This is a genomic window from Giesbergeria giesbergeri (assembly GCF_054779375.1).
In genome coordinates this window covers 74936-89712 of the sequence record NZ_BAAGYJ010000010.1, presented here as the reverse complement: position 1 = coordinate 89712, position 14777 = coordinate 74936, and the positions used below count along the sequence as shown (strand labels likewise).

13 protein-coding genes are annotated in these 14777 nt (G+C 60.1%); all 13 read left to right on the top strand.

Annotated elements, in window-relative coordinates; all coding sequences use genetic code 11:
* Nucleotides 1–46: 46 nt before the first annotated feature.
* Nucleotides 47–1084, top strand: coding sequence for a tRNA dihydrouridine synthase DusB (gene dusB, locus ACYVB2_RS13705; protein WP_382433909.1), 1038 nt, complete (start codon nucleotides 47–49; stop codon nucleotides 1082–1084).
* Nucleotides 1081–1314: a Fis family transcriptional regulator gene (locus ACYVB2_RS13700; RefSeq protein WP_382433907.1), complete on the top strand. Its 234-nt coding sequence runs from the start codon at nucleotides 1081–1083 to the stop codon at nucleotides 1312–1314. Before dusB ends, ACYVB2_RS13700 begins: the two co-directional genes overlap by 4 nt.
* Before the next feature lie 56 nt (nucleotides 1315–1370).
* Nucleotides 1371–2957, top strand: a complete 1587-nt coding sequence (purH, locus tag ACYVB2_RS13695) for a bifunctional phosphoribosylaminoimidazolecarboxamide formyltransferase/IMP cyclohydrolase (protein ID WP_382433905.1) — start codon at nucleotides 1371–1373, stop codon at nucleotides 2955–2957.
* Nucleotides 2958–2991: 34 nt separating this feature from the next.
* Complete coding sequence (tsaD, locus tag ACYVB2_RS13690) at nucleotides 2992–4041, top strand: tRNA (adenosine(37)-N6)-threonylcarbamoyltransferase complex transferase subunit TsaD (RefSeq protein ID WP_460536981.1); 1050 nt, start codon at nucleotides 2992–2994, stop codon at nucleotides 4039–4041.
* Nucleotides 4041–5300, top strand: a complete 1260-nt coding sequence (locus ACYVB2_RS13685; RefSeq protein WP_382433901.1) for a putative Na+/H+ antiporter — start codon at nucleotides 4041–4043, stop codon at nucleotides 5298–5300. The genes tsaD and ACYVB2_RS13685 overlap by 1 nt, the downstream gene beginning before the upstream one ends.
* Nucleotides 5301–5481: 181 nt before the next feature.
* On the top strand, nucleotides 5482–6843 hold the full coding sequence (locus ACYVB2_RS13680; protein WP_382433899.1) for an efflux transporter outer membrane subunit: 1362 nt from the start codon (nucleotides 5482–5484) through the stop codon (nucleotides 6841–6843).
* A gap of 62 nt (nucleotides 6844–6905) precedes the next feature.
* Nucleotides 6906–8279, top strand: a complete 1374-nt coding sequence (locus ACYVB2_RS13675) for an efflux RND transporter periplasmic adaptor subunit (RefSeq protein ID WP_382433897.1) — start codon at nucleotides 6906–6908, stop codon at nucleotides 8277–8279.
* Nucleotides 8276–9016 carry an ABC transporter ATP-binding protein gene (locus tag ACYVB2_RS13670; RefSeq protein ID WP_382433895.1) on the top strand — a complete coding sequence of 247 codons (741 nt, stop codon included), beginning with the start codon at nucleotides 8276–8278 and terminating at the stop codon, nucleotides 9014–9016. Before ACYVB2_RS13675 ends, ACYVB2_RS13670 begins: the two co-directional genes overlap by 4 nt.
* On the top strand, nucleotides 9016–10221 hold the full coding sequence (locus ACYVB2_RS13665; RefSeq protein ID WP_382433893.1) for an ABC transporter permease: 1206 nt from the start codon (nucleotides 9016–9018) through the stop codon (nucleotides 10219–10221). Before ACYVB2_RS13670 ends, ACYVB2_RS13665 begins: the two co-directional genes overlap by 1 nt.
* 115 nt (nucleotides 10222–10336) lie before the next feature.
* Nucleotides 10337–11686 (top strand): branched-chain amino acid ABC transporter substrate-binding protein, encoded by a 1350-nt coding sequence (locus tag ACYVB2_RS13660; protein ID WP_382433891.1) that lies wholly within the window; start codon nucleotides 10337–10339, stop codon nucleotides 11684–11686.
* 269 nt (nucleotides 11687–11955) lie between these two features.
* Nucleotides 11956–13275, top strand: coding sequence for an isocitrate lyase (gene aceA, locus ACYVB2_RS13655; protein ID WP_382433889.1), 1320 nt, complete (start codon nucleotides 11956–11958; stop codon nucleotides 13273–13275).
* A 95-nt stretch (nucleotides 13276–13370) separates the two neighbouring features.
* Nucleotides 13371–13796: a hypothetical protein gene (locus ACYVB2_RS13650; RefSeq protein ID WP_382433887.1), complete on the top strand. Its 426-nt coding sequence runs from the start codon at nucleotides 13371–13373 to the stop codon at nucleotides 13794–13796.
* Nucleotides 13793–14764: a CapA family protein gene (locus tag ACYVB2_RS13645; protein WP_382433885.1), complete on the top strand. Its 972-nt coding sequence runs from the start codon at nucleotides 13793–13795 to the stop codon at nucleotides 14762–14764. The genes ACYVB2_RS13650 and ACYVB2_RS13645 overlap by 4 nt, the downstream gene beginning before the upstream one ends.
* Nucleotides 14765–14777 lie beyond the last annotated feature (13 nt).

Below are 14777 nucleotides of genomic sequence, written 5' to 3'. Positions count from 1 at the left end.
CTCCTTTTTCAGCAGATGCTGCCCGATTCTTCCTGCCATCCCCCCCATGCACATTGGCCCCATTCCTTTGGAAAACCGTCTGTTTGCTGCCCCGATGGCAGGCGTGACCGACCGGCCCTTTCGCCAACTCTGCCGGGCCTTGGGGGCAGGTTATGCGGTCAGTGAGATGGTCACATCGCGCAAAGACCTCTGGAACAGCCTGAAAACCTCGCGCCGGGCCAACCACGACGGTGAACCCGGCCCCATTGCAGTGCAAATTGCAGGCACCGATGCCGCCATGATGGCGGAGGCCGCCGTCTACAACATCGACCGTGGCGCGCAAATCATTGACATCAACATGGGCTGCCCCGCCAAAAAGGTGTGCAACAAATGGGCTGGCTCAGCATTGATGCAAAACGAAGCCCTGGCGGTAGAAATTGCGGCTGCCGTGGTGCAGGCCTGCCTGCCACACGGCGTGCCCGTGACGCTCAAGATGCGTACCGGTTGGTGCCAACAGCACAAAAATGCCGTGGCGTTGGCGCGCCAGTTGGAGGCCGTGGGCATCCAAATGCTGACGGTGCATGGCCGCACCCGCGAGCAAGGCTACAAGGGCGTGGCCGAATACGACACCATCGCAGCCGTTAAGCAGGCGGTGCGGGTGCCAGTGGTCGCCAACGGCGACATCGACAGCCCAGAAAAAGCCCGCGATGTGTTGGCGGCTACGGGTGCCGATGCACTGATGGTGGGCCGTGCCGCCCAAGGGCGGCCTTGGATCTTTCGCGAAATCGGCCATTTTTTAGCCACCGGCCAACACCTGCCCCCCCCCACCGTGGCCGAGGTGCGCCACCTTCTGCTGGAGCACCTGCAAGACCACTACCACCTCTATGGTGAACTGACAGGCGTGCGCAGCGCGCGCAAACACATTGCCTGGTATGTGCGTGGGCTGCCCGGTGGCGAGGCACTGCGCCAGCACATCAATACGGTGGACGACTGTGCCACGCAAGCGCAGGCCGTGGCCGATTATTTGGATGCCTTGGGCCAGCAGATGGAGCATCTGCCGGTGGCCTGTGCCTCTCTTTCCGAACCCGAAGAACTGCCTGCATGAGCAAACCTACCATTGAAGAATGCGTGCGCGACAGTCTGCAAGACTACTTTCGCGACCTCGACGGCGAAACCCCGGTCAATGTGTACGACATGGTGCTACACCTGGTCGAGAAACCCCTGTTAGAGGTCATCATGGCGCAAGCCGAACAAAACCAGTCGCGCGCTGCCCAATGGCTGGGCCTCAACCGCAACACCCTGCGCAAAAAGCTGGTAGAGCACCAACTGCTTTGAGCCCTCAGGCTCTGATTTTTTGATTTTTTATTCCCAACCCCTGACGCCCAAAAACCATGAGAGCACTCCTTTCCGTCTCCGACAAAACCGGCATTGTCGAATTTGCCCAAGCCCTGCACACTTTGGGTGTGCAACTGCTGTCCACGGGTGGCACAGCCAAACTGCTGGCCGATGCGGGCCTGCCTGTGACCGAAGTGGCCGAAGTCACCCAATTTCCAGAAATGCTCGATGGCCGCGTCAAAACCCTGCACCCCAAAGTGCATGGTGGCCTGCTGGCCCGCCGCGACTTGCCCGCCCACATGGCGGCACTGCAAGAGCATGGCATCGACACCATCGACCTGCTGGTGGTCAACCTCTACCCGTTTGAAGCCACAGTCGCCAAAATCGGCTGCACACTGGCCGATGCCATCGAGAACATCGACATTGGCGGCCCTGCCATGGTGCGCTCGGCTGCCAAAAACTGGCAAGACGTGGGGGTTGTGACCGATGCCAGCCAATACCCCGCCGTGATTGACGAGCTGCAAAAGCTGGGCAAGTTGTCTAATCAACTGCGTTTTGGCCTGTCGGTGGCCGCCTTTAACCGCATCAGCCAATACGATGGTGCCATCAGCAACTATCTGTCGAGTGTGCAGTTTGAAGAAGAAAAACTGAGCGAAGACTATGTGCCACAAATGGCGGTGTTCCCCGGCCAAGCCAATATGTACACCGTCAAGGTACAAGACCTGCGCTATGGCGAAAACAGCCACCAGCAAGCCGCTTGGTACCGCGATGTGAATCCCCCCGTCGGCTCCTTGGCCACTGGCGTGCAATTGCAAGGCAAAGAACTGAGCTACAACAACATTGCCGATGCCGATGCGGCTTGGGAATGCGTCAAGAGCTTTGACGAGCCTGCCTGTGTGATCGTCAAACACGCCAATCCCTGCGGCGTGGCCGTGGGCCAAGACCCGCTGGAGTGCTACACCAAAGCCTTCCAAACCGACCCCACCAGCGCCTTTGGCGGCATCATCGCCTTTAACCGCCCAGTCGATGGCGCTGCCGCCCAGGCCGTGTCTAAGCAGTTTGTCGAAGTGCTGATGGCCCCTGGCTTCACTGCCGAGGCGCTGGAAGTGTTCAAGAGCAAAGTCAATGTGCGCCTGATGCAAATTACCCTGCCCAACAACTATGGCAGCGTGCGCAACGCCATCGAAACCAAGCGTGTGGGTTCGGGCCTGCTGCTGCAAACGGGCGACAACCATGTGCTCACACTGGCCGACCTGAAAGTGGTCACCATCAAGCAACCCACCCCCAGTGAGCTGCAAGACCTGCTGTTTGCCTGGAAGGTGGCCCAATACGTCAAGAGCAATGCCATTGTTTTCTGCAAAAACGGTATGACGATGGGCGTAGGCGCAGGCCAAATGAGCCGCCTCGACTCGGCCCGCATTGCCAACATCAAGTCCCAAGCCGCCGATCTGTCGCTGGAAGGCACCGTGGTCGCCAGTGATGCCTTCTTCCCGTTCCGCGATGGTCTGGATGTGGTGGTGGAAGCCGGTGCTACCTGCATTGCCCAGCCCGGTGGCTCCATGCGTGACCAAGAGGTGATTGATGCTGCCAATGAGCACGGCGTAGCCATGGTCTTTACGGGCGTGCGCCACTTCCGCCACTGAGCGGACGGGCCATCGCTGCCCTACACTCGCACGCATGAGTTCACTGATTTTGGGAATCGAATCCTCGTGCGACGAAACCGGGGTGGCCTTGGTGCGCAGCACCCCCGGTGCGGCGGTGCCCACCTTGCTGGCCCATGCCCTGCACAGCCAGATCGACATGCACCAAGCCTATGGTGGCGTGGTGCCCGAACTGGCCAGCCGCGACCATATTCGCCGTGTGTTACCCCTGACCGATGCCGTACTGACCGAAGCTGGGCACCGGCTGGCCGGTATAGATGTGGTGGCCTACACGCGTGGCCCCGGCTTGGCCGGTGCGCTCTTGGTAGGGGCCGGTGTAGCCTGTGCGCTTGGTGCGGCACTGGGCAAACCCGTGCTGGGCGTCCACCACCTAGAAGGGCACCTGCTATCGCCCTTCTTGAGCGCCGACCCTCCAGAGTTTCCTTTTGTGGCACTGCTCGTGTCGGGTGGGCATACCCAATTGATGCGGGTAGATGGTGTGGGCCAATACACGCTGCTGGGCGAAACCATTGATGATGCTGCTGGCGAAGCCTTTGACAAGTCAGCCAAACTGCTAGGCTTGGGCTATCCTGGCGGGCCTGCGTTATCGCGTTTGGCAGAACAAGGCCAAGCCGATGCCTTCAAACTGCCACGTCCACTGCTGCACAGTGGCAACCTCGACTTTTCTTTTGCAGGCCTGAAAACCGCCGTACTGACCCAAGCCAAAAAACTGGGCCACGATCTGGAGGCCCGCAAGGCCGATCTGGCTGCCAGCACACAGGCCGCCATCGTCGATGTGTTGGTCAAAAAATCCCTCACGGCGCTAAAAGAGTCGGGGTTGCGCCGTCTGGTGGTGGCTGGGGGCGTTGGTGCCAACCGGTTGCTGCGTCAACAGCTCGATGCGGCTTGCTCCCGACTTAAAGTGCGCGTGCATTACCCCGAACTGCACCTGTGTACTGATAATGGCGCAATGATTGCTTTGGCTGGTGCCATGCGCTTGCAAGCCGGTCAACAGCAAGCCACCACCGTCTACGCTTTCGATGTACGGCCCCGCTGGCCTTTGGATGCGCTGCAGGAGACAGCCTGATGCCCGATCCCACCCCCATGCAGTTGGTGGGCACCATACTGTTTGCGCTGGCGGTACTGCACACCTTTTCCACCAAGTTCTTTGAGCACCTGGCACACACCCAGCCGCGCCATGCGGGCATCTGGCACCTGCTAGGCGAGGTGGAGGTGGTGTTTGGCTTTTGGGCCATGGTGCTGATGGTGTGTATGTTTGCCATGAACGGGCAGCACGAGGCCACACAATACCTAGATACGCGCAACTTTACCGAGCCGATGTTTGTTTTCGCCATCATGGTGATTGCTGGCACCCGGCCCATACTGCAATTTGCCGCCATGCTCGTGCAATGGGTGACACGGTTCATTCCACTGCACCATCGCATGGCGATGTATTTTGTGGTGCTAACGCTGGTGCCGATGCTCGGCTCTTTTATCACCGAACCGGCAGCCATGACGTTGGCTGCGCTGATGTTGCGCGACATGGTGTTTGCACGCAACGTATCGAGCAGGCTCAAATATGCCACGGTGGGCGTGCTATTTGTCAATATCTCTATTGGTGGCACCCTCACCCCATTTGCGGCACCGCCTGTGCTCATGGTTGCCAGTCAGTGGAACTGGGATTTGTGGTTCATGATCGGGCATCTGGGCTGGAAGGCTGCCGTGGCCGTGCTCGTCAATGCCGGTTGCGCCATGCTGTTGTTTGGCCGTGAACTGCGTGGCTTGGGCAAGTTAACGGCATCCACCACGCCTGAAGTGCCTTGGCAGGTGGTTCTGGTGCATCTGGCTTTTTTGGTGGGGGTGGTGGTGTTCTCACACCATCCTGCGGTGTTTATAGGGTTGTTGCTGTTTTTTCTGGGCTTTACCACCGCCTACCAGCGCCACCAAGACCCTTTGATCCTGCGTGAAGCCCTGCTGGTGGCCTTCTTTCTGGCCGGGCTAGTGGTGCTGGGTGGCTTGCAACAATGGTGGCTCCAGCCTGTGCTGATGGGGATGGATGCCACTACGGTCTTTTTTGGCGCCACCGCCTTGACCGCCATCACAGACAACGCAGCCCTTACCTACCTTGGCTCACTGGTAGAGGGTTTGAGCCAAGAGTTCAAGGTGGCGCTGGTAGCGGGGGCAGTGACTGGGGGCGGCCTCACCGTGATTGCCAATGCACCCAATCCAGCAGGGGCATCCATCCTGCGTGGCTACTTCGAGGACAACGCCATTCATCCTTTGGGGCTGCTGGTGGCAGCATTACCCCCCACACTGGTGGCGGTGCTGGCCTTTCGGGTGCTTTAATTGCCCCTCGCCTTTGCGTTGCCATAGGCGGGGCCGTGCTTTACCGCAAGTTCATCCGGGTATTGTGCAGCCGACAACATGGCACCGCACAATCAACGCTCTTGCAACGGCAGCCCGCACCTCCATGACCTTGTTTCCTCCTAGTTGCGTTTTCCGTCCTGTGGTGTGCTGGACAGGTGCAATGTTGCTGTCTGCCACATTGGCAGGCTGTGCCACCACCACAACGACATGGCCCACCGGCCTACCCGACTCCCCCCTGCCCACAGCCTGGGGCAACGCCGCCACAGCCACCACAGCCCCCCCCTCAACACCAACCTGGTGGTGGCAGCAGTTGGGCGACACCTCGCTCAACGCACTGATTGAGCAAGCTCTACAGGCCAACCCCAGTGTGCTGCAAGCCCAGGCTGCGCTGCAACAAGCCCGCGCCCAAGCGCAGGTGCAAGGCGCAGGCTTGGCACCCAGCGTGGATGCCAGTGCCTCTGCACAACGCAGCAAATCCAACGGCAACACCAACAACCGTTTTCAGGTGGGGCTGGATGCCAGTTGGGAATGGGATGTGTGGGGCCGACTGGAGGCTGGCCTGCAGGCCAGCCAAGCCGATGCCCGTGCCAGCCAAGCCAGCTTGGCCCAAACCCAAGTCACACTGGCTGCCGAGGTGGTACTCCACTACATCAATGTGCGCAGTTTGCAGGCCCGGCTGGGCATTGCCCAGCGCAACCTGGCAAGCCAGCGTGAAACCTGGCAACTGACCGACTGGCGTATGCAAGCGGGCCTAAGCACCTCACTGGTGCTGGAGCAAGCCCGGGCCAGCATGGAGCAAACCGCCGCACAAATTCCACAACTCCAGACCGACCTGGCCCAAACCCAGCACAGTCTGGCGGTACTAACAGGGCAGCACCCCACCGCACTCCACACACTGCTGGCCGATGTTCGCCCCGTGCCCCAACCTGCGGAGGATCTGGCACTGGCCCTGCCCGCCGAAACCCTGCGCCAACGCCCCGATGTACGGGTGGCTGAAGAGCGCATTCGCGCTGCTTTGGCCCGCGTGGAGCAGGCCGATGCCGCCCGTTACCCGAGTTTTCGCCTCGGTGGCTCCATTGGCCTGAGCGCGCTCAGCCTGGGCTCGCTGGGCAGCGGCGCTGCTGTTACCAACGCGCTCTTGGCCAGCATATCGGCACCCTTATTGGATGGAGGCGCAGCCCGTGCCCAAGTGCGCGTGCAAGCAGCCGCCTTAGAACAAGCGCGTAGGGCTTATCAAGCCACGGTACTCACCGCACTGCAAGAGGTAGAAGACGCGCTGGTAGCCCTGCGTGGCGACCGCGAACGTCTGCAACGCCTGCAAGCGGCTGCCGAGGCCGCACAAAACGCTGCCCTGCTGGCCCAGCAACGCTACGGCAGCGGCCTGATCGATTTTCAATCGGTGTTAGAGACCCAGCGCACCCTGCTCTCTACCCAAGACAGCGTAGCCAGCACCGAAGCCAGCGTAGCCGCTGACCACGTACGCCTATACAAAGCACTGGGCGGCGGCTGGACACCCTCCTGAGCGCCACAAAAGACCCTTGCCCTGCTTCTGTTGTTCTGCACTGCCCCTTTTTGCCTACCGCCATGACTGCCCCTAACGCCCACAGCACCGTGACACCCCCACCCCCCGCTGCGGCTGCCCCTGCCGTTTCTGCCACAGGCCTACAAGCCCTGCTGGGCGCCCGTGCCAGTCGCCGCTGGTGGCAACGTGCCCCACTGTGGCTGGGTTTAGCCGCTGTGGGGCTGGCTGCACTGGGCTACCCATACTGGCAGCAACGCCAACAGGCCCAAGCAGCACCCCGCTTTGTCACGGAAGAATTGCGCCGGGGCGACATCACCTTGAGTGTGGCTGCCAATGGCACTTTGCAGCCCACACGATCGGTCAACATTGGCAGCGAACTGTCGGGCACCGTGCGCCGGGTGCTGGTGGATGTGAACGATCAAGTGAAAAAAGGCCAGTTGCTGGTAGAGCTGGACACGGCCAAACTCTCAGCCCAAGTGCTGCGCTCTCGGGCCAATTTGGCCTCAGCCCACGCCCGTCTAGCCCAAGCCAGCGCCACCGTACAAGAGGCCCGCGCCAATCTGGCCCGCCTAGAGGAAGTGGCACGGCTGTCTGGGGGCAAAGTGCCCTCCGAGGCCGAACTCGACACCGGTCGGGCCAACCTTGCCCGTGCTCAAGCAGAAGAGACCAGCGCCCATGCCAGCGTTGAAGATGCCAAAGCAGCCCTGTCTACCGACGAGACCAACTTAGGCAAAGCATCTATCCGCTCGCCCATTGATGGCGTAGTGCTGTCACGCACCGTAGAACCGGGCAATGCGGTGGCAGCCTCGCTGCAAGCCGTCACCCTGATGACTGTGGCCGCAGACCTGACGCAGCTGGAATTGCAAGTCAATGTAGATGAAGCCGATGTGGGTGCAGTACGCGTGGGCCAAAAGGCCAGCTTTACCGTCAGCGCCTATCCTTCACGCAAATACCCCGCCAAGATCACCCGTGTGGCCTATGGCTCCACCAAAACCGACAACGTTGTCACCTACATCACTTGGCTGGATGTGGACAACCACGACCTGAGCTTGCGTCCGGGCATGACAGCCGCCGCCACCATCACCGCCACCGAACGCACCGAAGTGCTGCTGGTGCCCAATACCGCCCTGCGCTTCACCCCCCGCACCCCCGACAGCAACACCGACAAACCCGCAGGCAGTGGTGGTGGGCTGGTCTCGCAATTGATGCCGCGCCCCCCCCGCCCTCAGGGCCAGGGCGGCGGACGCAAGGCGGGTGAGGCTGGGGGCAATGCTGGACGGATGCGCCAGATCTGGATTCTGAAAAACGGCGTGCCCGAAGCCGTGCAAGTACGTGCGGGCATCAGCGATGGCCGCCTCACAGAAGTCAGTGCCGAGGGGCTGGAGCCGGGCATGGCCGTGATCACCGACCAGCGCAGCAGCAAGGCCGCGCCATGAATGACCACACCACCAGTACACCCCTGATCCGGCTGCGTGGCATCACCAAGGTCTATGGTGAAGGGACGCTGGCCTTTCAGGCTCTCAAAGGGGTAGATTTGGATATCGCCGAGGGCGATTTCGTTGCCATCATGGGGCCCAGTGGCTCGGGCAAATCCACCGCCATGAACACCCTAGGCTGCCTAGACCGGCCCAGCACTGGCGAGTACCTGTTCCGGGGCGAGCATGTAGAGGCTCTCAGCCGCGACCAACGTGCGCTGCTGCGACGGCGTTATTTTGGCTTTGTGTTTCAGGGCTTTAACTTGCTGGCCCGCACCTCGGCACAAGAAAACGTAGAGCTGCCGCTGCTTTACCGGGGAGAAAATGCCGCCACCCGCCACACGGCCGCACAGAAGGCGCTGGCCTCGGTGGGGCTGGCAGGCTGGGAACACCACACCCCCGCCGAACTCTCCGGTGGACAGCAGCAACGCGTGGCCATTGCCCGGGCCATCGTCACGCAACCTGCCGTGTTGTTGGCCGATGAGCCTACTGGCAACCTCGACACCCAACGCAGCCACGAAATCATGGAGCTGCTCTGGCAGCTCAACCACGAACAGGGCATTACGGTGCTGATGGTGACGCACGAGCCCGACATGGCCGCCTATGCCCGGCGCATCGTACATTTTGTCGATGGTCTGGTAGCCAGCGATACGCCCAATGCGCACCCCGCTGGACTGCGTGCCACGGAGGCTTGCTGATGCTGTTCAATACCTTGCTGCTGGCCTTGCGCTCTATCCGGCGCAACCTGATGCGCTCCTTTCTCACCATTCTGGGTATCGTCATTGGTGTCAGTGCCGTCATTACGATGGTGACGCTGGGCAATGGAGCCACGTTGGCAGTCCAGAACCAAATTGCTGGGTTGGGCACCAACTTGCTGCAAGTGCGCCCCGGCCAACGCATGGGGCCGGGTGGCAACTGGGGCGTGCCCTCGTTTAAAGATGTGGATGCCGATGCCATTGCACAGCAAATTGGCGGCATTCTGGCCGTGGCCCCCGAAGGGCGCACCAACACCACCGTGGTGGCCGGGGGGCGCAACTGGACAAGCAGCGTCATTGGCAGCACCAATGCTTGGCTGCAAACGGGCAACTGGAGCGTGCGCTGGGGCCGCGAGTTTTCTGAGGATGAACTGCGCGCCGGGGCGGCGGTGTGCTTGATTGGTGAAACCATTCGGCGCGAACTGTTCGGCACTGGTGATGCCGTGGGTGGGCAATTGCGCGTCAAGCAAATGTCATGCGAAATCATTGGCGTGCTAGCCGCCAAAGGCCAAGGTGCTTTTGGCAATGACCAAGACGAAGTGGTGCTGCTGCCCCTCAAAACGCTGCAACGGCGTGTGACGGGCAGCACGCGCGTGCAGACCCTGCTGGTATCGATGCAAGACGATAGCGACCCCGAGCGCGTCAAATCCAGCCTCACACAACTGCTGCGCGAACGGCGCAAGCTGGCCGCTGCCGACGAAAACAACTTCAACATCCTCGACACCCAGCAATTGGCCGAAACCATGTCGGGTACCACCAAGGTCATGACCATGCTACTCGGCGCAGTGGCCGCCGTCAGCCTGCTGGTGGGCGGCATTGGCATCATGAACATCATGTTGGTGAGCGTGACCGAACGTACCCGCGAAATCGGTCTGCGCCTAGCCATTGGTGCCCTAGAGCGCGAAGTGCTGCTGCAATTCCTCATCGAAGCCGTGGTGCTGTCCAGCCTGGGCGGCATCATCGGCATCGTGCTAGCTACAGGTGCTTCGCTGGTGTTGGCGGGGGTGATGGACGTGCCCTACGTGTTCAATCTGGGTGTGAATGTGCTGTCGTTTGTGTTCTCGGCAGGTATCGGGGTGATTTTTGGCTACTTCCCAGCCCGGCGGGCAGCACGGCTTGATCCGATTGATGCCCTGCGCCACGAATAGACACCGTATTGGCACAAAATCGCCCCTGCTGCGGCACTAACATCGCCGCCAGCTTCCCCTGCTGTGGTTGCCACCAAGCACCCACGCTCTCCAGACCACCAAGAAAGCCATTCTCATGCCCTCTCCGGTTTATGCTCCCTTGTCTTTGTCTGCGGGTGCCTTGCGCGGCACCATTGCATCTGCCCTGGCAGCTCTGACACTGGCGGCCCTGCCCACCGCCTCTTGGGCGCAAACCACCCCCACCCGACCCGTGGCCCCCGCCAGCACGGCCGCGCCTATCAAACTGGCACTGATCGAAAGCCTCTCTGGCCCCTTTGCCAACACTGGCGAGGCCGTGTTTCGCAATATCGTCTGGGCAACCGAGCGCGTCAATGCACGCGGCGGCGTGCAGCTGCCCGCCAACGCCGGAGGCCCGCGCCCACTGGCCATACAACGCTATGACAGCAAGGGCCAGAATGAAGAAGCCCTATCGGCCCTGCGCGCGGCGATTGACGATGGCGCTCGCGTGATTTTGCAAGGTAACTCCTCCGCCACGGCAGCCGCGCTGCTCGATGCCATCAACAAGCACAACAGCCGCGAGCCCGACAAGCGGGTGCTGTTTTTGAACTACTCTGCCGTCGATCCGGTACTGACCAACGAAAAATGCAGCTTCTGGCATTTTCGCTTTGATGCCCATGCCGATATGCGCATGGCGGCGCTGATGGACGTGGTGCGCGCCGACAGCGCCCTAAAAAGCGTCTACCTGATTGGTCAAGACTACAGCTTTGGTCAGGCCGTGCTGCGCGAAGCCAAGCGCCAACTGGCTGCCCAACGCCCAGAGGTTGCCATTGTGGGTGACGAACTGCACCCAATAGGCCGCGTCAAGGATTTTGCCCCCTACGCCGTCAAAATCAAATCCAGTGGCGCGCAAGCGGTCATCACTGGCAACTGGGGCAATGACCTGACCCTGCTGGTCAAGGCAGCACGCGAGGTGGGATTCAATGGCACGTTCTACACCTTCTATGGCAATGCACTAGGGGCACCAGCCGCTTTAGGCGATGCGGGTGTCGGCAAAGTGGTAGCCGTAGCCGATTGGCTGCCCAATGTGCCCGGTGCCGCCAGCGAAGGCTTCTACCAATCTTTTCGCCAGCGTTTCCCACAGCCACAAGATGACTATGTACACATGCGGATGCAGCTGATGGTCGAGACCTTGGCCCAATCCATCGAGCGCGCCGCCAGCACCGACACCGTAGCCGTGGCACGGCAAATGGAAAATGCCAGCGTGCAACTGGCAGGCCGCAGCGGTGCCATGCGTGCCGCTGACCACCAGTTCCAGCAGCCTCTGGTAGTGGGCCTGATGGAAAAACAAGGCCAGTCTGGCGTCAAGTTTGATGTTGAAGGTTCGGGTTATGGCTTTCGCGTGCTGCGCGACATACCCGCCAGCCAGACGCAGCAACCACACCGCTGCACCATGCAACGCCCCTGACGCTATTATTTTCTTACCAAGTGGTTTTTGATTTCTTATAGTGAAAAGATAAATTCTTGGGAGTAAAAAAAATTCCCATATCACGAAAATGTCATGCCACTATGAGAAAAACAATTCTAAGCCATTGATTTTTATTAGCAAATTCTTATGTCTTGTATAAGACATAAGAATTGCACAAGTCTTCTATAAGACTTAAAGTAAACCCCAATGGCCCAGCAATGTAAGCCAACCCCTTTTAACCCGATTCAATCAACCCTTGGAGTTCACTCATGTCCCAAAACCTGACCCGCGAACAGCAAATTGCCGCCCTGGAAAAAGACTGGGCCGAAAACCCCCGCTGGAAGGGTGTCAAGCGTGGCTACAGCGCCGCTGACGTGGTTCGCCTGCGCGGTAGCCTGCAACCAGAATACACATTGGCCCAACGCGGTGCCAAGGTGCTGTGGGACAAAGTGAACGGCGGTGCCAAGAAGGGCTACGTGAACGCTTTCGGCGCCATCACTGCTGGTCAAGCCATGCAACAAGCCAAGGCTGGTTTGGAAGCCGTGTACCTGTCGGGCTGGCAAGTCGCTGCCGATGGCAACACTTCCGAAACCATGTACCCCGACCAGTCGCTGTACGCTTACGACTCGGTGCCCACCATGGTGCGCCGCATCAACAACACCTTCAAGCGTGCTGACGAGATCCAATGGTCGCGTGGCATCAACCCCGGCGACGAAGGCTTTATCGACTACTTCCTGCCCATCGTGGCAGACGCTGAAGCCGGTTTCGGTGGCGTGCTCAATGCCTTCGAACTGATGAAGAACATGATTGCCTCCGGTGCCGCCGGTGTTCACTTTGAAGACCAACTGGCTGCTGCCAAGAAGTGCGGCCACATGGGTGGCAAGGTGCTGGTTCCTACCCGTGAAGCCTGCGAAAAGCTGATCTCGGCCCGTTTTGCCGCTGACGTGATGGGCGTGCCCACCCTGATTCTGGCCCGTACCGACGCAGAAGCCGCCAACCTGATCACCTCCGACTACGACGAAAACGACAAGCCCTTCCTGACTGGCGAGCGCACCCAAGAAGGCTTCTTCCGTGTCAAGAACGGTCTGGAGCAATCCATCAGCCGTGGCGTGGCTTACGCCCCCTACGCTGACTTGGTGTGGTGCGAAACTGGCGTGCCAGACATCGGCTTCGCCCGCGAATTTGCCCAAGCCGTGCTGGCTGCCAACCCTGGCAAGCTGCTGTCGTACAACTGCTCGCCTTCCTTCAACTGGAAGAAGAACCTCAACGACAGCCAAATCGCTTCCTTCCAAGAAGAACTGTCGGCACTGGGCTACAAGTACCAGTTCATCACCTTGGCTGGCATCCACGTCAACTGGTACAACACCTTCAAGTTTGCCAAGGCCTACGCTGGCGGCGAAGGCATGAAGCACTACGTTGAAATGGTGCAAGAGCCTGAATTCGCAGCCCGCGAACAAGGTTACACCTTCGTGTCGCACCAACAAGAAGTCGGCACTGGTTACTTCGACGACGTGACCACCGTGATCCAAGGCGGCTCTTCCTCCGTCAAGGCCCTGACTGGTTCTACCGAAGAAGAACAGTTCCACTGATCTGAGTCGTCTGCCCTGCTTGCCTACCAGCAGGGCGGAAGAGACAGCCACAGCAAGCCACCCCTTGGGGTGGCTTTTTTCTGCACAATGCAACCATGAATCGCTTGCAAACATCGAGTGTTGTTGGGGGGCTGCTCATGGGGGCTTGGGCCGCCGGGCTATCGCCAGCATGGGCAGCCACCCAGTTGGAATGCCAAGTCACCTACGCCGGCACCACAGAAACCATCATCGCCCAGCCCACCGACAACCCTTACACAGTCGCCGCAACGGACATTGCTGGGCGTTTTCGTTTCAAGCCGGTACTGGTAGCCCAAGCCAACCAACTGCGCTATGTGAGCATTTATGTCTATCAGCAAACTAGGCACCAGCCCACATTGATACAACAAGCCAAATACCTCCCCCCCTACCCGCTCCCTGGGCCTACGGGGCACATCGCCCTCACAGGTGAACAGCGCCTGTATGCCGGAACAATGGAGCGTGAACTAATGTACCAATGCACCTTGGCGGAGGCGAAGCCATGAAATGGGCACTGGCTTTGCTATTGGGCATAGCGTGCGGTCTGGCACGGGCAGAGACGCCTTCGTTTTCTTTGGTGTTTGCGGGCGATACCACCTTGGACGATGCAGCCGGGGCTTTGATTGCACGCGGGGGTGATCCACTGGCCCATGTCGCGCCACTGTTTGCCAAGGCCGACTTGCGTATTGCCAATTTGGAATGTGTGGTGGCCACCACCGGCGAGCCGGGGGATAAAAACTACACCTTCCGCGCCCACCCACGTGTATTGCCGGTATTGCGCCGCCACTTGGATGGGGTCACGTTGGCCAACAACCACTCGGGCGACTATGGCCGGGCAGCCTTTGCCGAAATGCTGGGCTTGCTCAAGGCGGCTGACTTGGCCCAAACAGGGGGTGGTCACAATTTAGGCCAAGCCCATACACCGTGGTTGGTAGAGCGTGCTGGTTTGCGCATAGCCCTGTTCAGCTACAACGAATTCATGCCGCGCAGTTTTGAGGCCGACCACGATGCTCCCGGCATTGCTTGGAGCGAAGACGAGCAGGTGGTGGCAGATATTGAGCGTGCACGCCAACAGCATCGGGCCGATCTGGTTTTAGTCTTCATGCACTGGGGCTGGGAAAACGAGTTGACGGCCAACCACCGGCAACGGCAACTGGCCCGTTTGCTGATGGATGCCGGGGCAGACGCCATCATTGGCGGGCACCCCCATGTGACCCAAGACGTGGAGTTGTACCAAGGCAAGCCTATCATCTACAGCGTGGGCAACTTTGTCATGAAAGAAACCGACAACGAACGCCAGCGCCAAGCATGGGTGTTGCGTATGACCTTCGATGCGCAAGGAGCCAGCGGATTTAGCACCCACCCGGTGCGACTCGATGCCAACGGCATTCCGCACCCGGATCACCCACACCCCAGCCCCTGCTGGCAGCGGGGCCAACACCAGCCGGGGTGGTGCATGACTCCCCAGCACTGAGCCTTTTCATCAT

Coding starts and splice junctions, on each gene's coding strand:
- ACYVB2_RS13685 (WP_382433901.1), top strand. CDS start 4,041: ATGCCCGATCCCACCCCCATGCAGTTGGTGGGCACCATACTGTTTGCG.
- ACYVB2_RS13650 (WP_382433887.1), top strand. CDS start 13,371: ATGAATCGCTTGCAAACATCGAGTGTTGTTGGGGGGCTGCTCATGGGG.
- ACYVB2_RS13675 (WP_382433897.1), top strand. CDS start 6,906: ATGACTGCCCCTAACGCCCACAGCACCGTGACACCCCCACCCCCCGCT.
- aceA (WP_382433889.1), top strand. CDS start 11,956: ATGTCCCAAAACCTGACCCGCGAACAGCAAATTGCCGCCCTGGAAAAA.
- dusB (WP_382433909.1), top strand. CDS start 47: ATGCACATTGGCCCCATTCCTTTGGAAAACCGTCTGTTTGCTGCCCCG.
- ACYVB2_RS13700 (WP_382433907.1), top strand. CDS start 1,081: ATGAGCAAACCTACCATTGAAGAATGCGTGCGCGACAGTCTGCAAGAC.
- ACYVB2_RS13645 (WP_382433885.1), top strand. CDS start 13,793: ATGAAATGGGCACTGGCTTTGCTATTGGGCATAGCGTGCGGTCTGGCA.
- purH (WP_382433905.1), top strand. CDS start 1,371: ATGAGAGCACTCCTTTCCGTCTCCGACAAAACCGGCATTGTCGAATTT.
- tsaD (WP_460536981.1), top strand. CDS start 2,992: ATGAGTTCACTGATTTTGGGAATCGAATCCTCGTGCGACGAAACCGGG.
- ACYVB2_RS13680 (WP_382433899.1), top strand. CDS start 5,482: ATGTTGCTGTCTGCCACATTGGCAGGCTGTGCCACCACCACAACGACA.
- ACYVB2_RS13660 (WP_382433891.1), top strand. CDS start 10,337: ATGCCCTCTCCGGTTTATGCTCCCTTGTCTTTGTCTGCGGGTGCCTTG.
- ACYVB2_RS13670 (WP_382433895.1), top strand. CDS start 8,276: ATGAATGACCACACCACCAGTACACCCCTGATCCGGCTGCGTGGCATC.
- ACYVB2_RS13665 (WP_382433893.1), top strand. CDS start 9,016: ATGCTGTTCAATACCTTGCTGCTGGCCTTGCGCTCTATCCGGCGCAAC.